1 pseudogene is annotated in these 631 nt (G+C 72.7%); it reads right to left on the bottom strand.

The features are described from left to right. Positions 1 to 631, bottom strand: a pseudogene (locus AC27IQ_RS26610) (amidohydrolase family protein); the annotation flags it as partial.

Consider the following 631-nt stretch of genomic DNA (forward strand, 5'->3'; position numbering starts at 1 on the left):
CACCGTGCCGGCGGCCCGCATGGCGGCGATGCCCTCGGCGGACAGGTGCTCGATGTGGTCGCACGACAAGGCGCCATAGCGCGCGGCGAGCGCCGCACCGCCCATGTCGGAGAGCTGCTCGGCATGCAGCTTGACCGGCAGGCCCAGCCGCTGCGCCGCCTGAAAGACCTGCTCGGTCTCGGCCAGCGAGAAGGCGATGCGCTCGCAGAACACATCCACCGCATCGACCAGCCCTTCCGCCGCGAGCGCGGGCAGCATCTCCTGGCACACGTGGTCGATGTAGTCCTGGCTGCGGCCGGCGTATTCGGGCGGCAGCGCGTGCGCGCCCAGGAACGTGGTGCGCACCGTGGTGCCGGTGGCCTCGCCCAGGCGCCGGGCCGCGCGCAGCTGCTTGCGCTCGTGCGCGGTCGCCAGGCCGTAGCCGGACTTGATTTCGATGGCGCACACGCCTTCGTCGAGCAGCGCCGACAGGCGCGGCAGGGCGAGGTCGAACAATTCGTCTTCGCTGGCCTCGCGCGTGGCCCGCACCGAGGCGACGATGCCGCCGCCGGCCCGGGCGACTTCCTCGTACGAGCGCCGGCCAGCCGCATGGCGAACTCGTTGGCGCGCTGCCCGCCGTAGACGAGGTGGG

This window comes from Acidovorax sp. KPB24-07, assembly GCF_057543315.1.